Below are 1,300 nucleotides of genomic sequence, written 5' to 3' on the forward strand. Positions count from 1 at the left end.
ACTACATAGCTGGACAGGGTTAGCAGCCACCTTGCCATCAGAGCTAGAAACGCCACAAAGAGAGAAATCGGGAAAAGAACAATTTTCTTCAGCATAGACATCATATCAAGCACTTCCTTTCTGTTCGCCCTTATTATAAAGGTATCGACTACTGCGTTGCAAGGATGTCAAGCGTTATATGTACACCCGCAGTCCTCCAACTGCGGGAATTTTTATAGCTCTGCCAGCTTGGAAAGAATCTGCTTGCCAATGTCAATCAGTTCATCCAGACGCTGCCGCAGATCTTCCATGTCGGCGGCGTAGACCTTGCCGCACTCGTTGGCACGCTTGGCGTACTGGTTCAGATTGTTGCTGCACATCTGCAAGAGATATGCCATGCGTTGCAGTTCTTTCAAGTCGAGATGCAGGCAATAGCCGTCCAGTGCCATCTTGCGGATATAGGCACTCAGGCTTCGGATGCCCATGCTGAGCATCTTTTCATAGATACGGTTCTTTTCTGTTTTGCTCAAGCGCAGGATGATGGTTTCATCCCGCTTTTCTTTCATCGTGCATCACCATCCTTATCATAATAGCTGCGGAACGGTTTGACAGGCTCCGGCTGATTGGTCTTTTCCCCCAGTGCAGCCAGCACAGACGGACGAGTTGCAGGTGTTTCGGTTTCTTCGGTTTCTTCGGGAGCATCCTGCGAGGAACTGCGGTCACGGTCGATGTTCAGCAAGGCGTTCAATTCAGCAAGGCGGGCAGACTTTTCGGCCAGTTCTTCCTCCTGTGCAAAGGGCTTTGCCACTTCGACCTCTGCGGCCTGCTTCTGCTGTTCAAGGTTTTGCAGAGCATTTTCGGCATCTGCAATACGGTCAGCGAAATTGTCAATGGCATTGTCCAGACGAGTGATATTGCCGCGCGCATCATCGCCCAGCGACACCGGGTAACTCAACTCTGCCCGGAGTACGGCCTGATGCTCATTTTTGAAGCTGTCGAATCGAATGTTCAGTTCAAAGCCACGGTAGGTGCCCAGCAGCATCATATCAGCATTGGGCATCTCCTGCCGAGCCAGCAGCAGCCGTTCGCCTGCAGCCTTTTTGTCATCGTACACCATGCCCTTGATGGTCATGCCGCAGAAGTTTTCTTTGTCCTGCGGGTGTGCTGCTGCAATCTGTGAGTCCTGTTGTAAAGCAGCAATGCGGGTTTTCTGTTTCTGGATCTCCTCCGGGAAAGTTTTGAGCAGCTTATCCTCCAGACGATATTTCTGATTCTGGAAGTCTCCGCGCAGCACCTTCAATTTTGCTACCTGCACGTCCAA

Annotated in this window: 1 protein-coding gene and 1 pseudogene; both read right to left on the bottom strand. The window is 51.1% G+C overall.

The window, feature by feature from the left end; all coding sequences use genetic code 11:
- Positions 1 to 212 precede the first annotated feature (212 nt).
- Positions 213 to 545 carry a plasmid mobilization protein gene (locus tag C7J97_RS14675; RefSeq protein WP_005921755.1) on the bottom strand — a complete coding sequence of 111 codons (333 nt, stop codon included), beginning with the start codon at positions 543 to 545 and terminating at the stop codon, positions 213 to 215.
- Positions 542 to 1,300 (bottom strand): annotated as a pseudogene (locus tag C7J97_RS14680) (DEAD/DEAH box helicase family protein); the annotation flags it as partial. The pseudogene C7J97_RS14680 and the gene C7J97_RS14675, both read right to left, overlap by 4 nt.

The sequence above is a fragment of the Faecalibacterium prausnitzii genome (assembly GCF_003324185.1).
GTDB lineage: Bacteria > Bacillota > Clostridia > Oscillospirales > Ruminococcaceae > Faecalibacterium > Faecalibacterium prausnitzii.

What these genes read in the sequence shown, in the direction of transcription:
- C7J97_RS14675 (WP_005921755.1), bottom strand. Translation starts at nt 545, where the DNA reads ATGAAAGAAAAGCGGGATGAAACCATCATCCTGCGCTTGAGCAAAACA.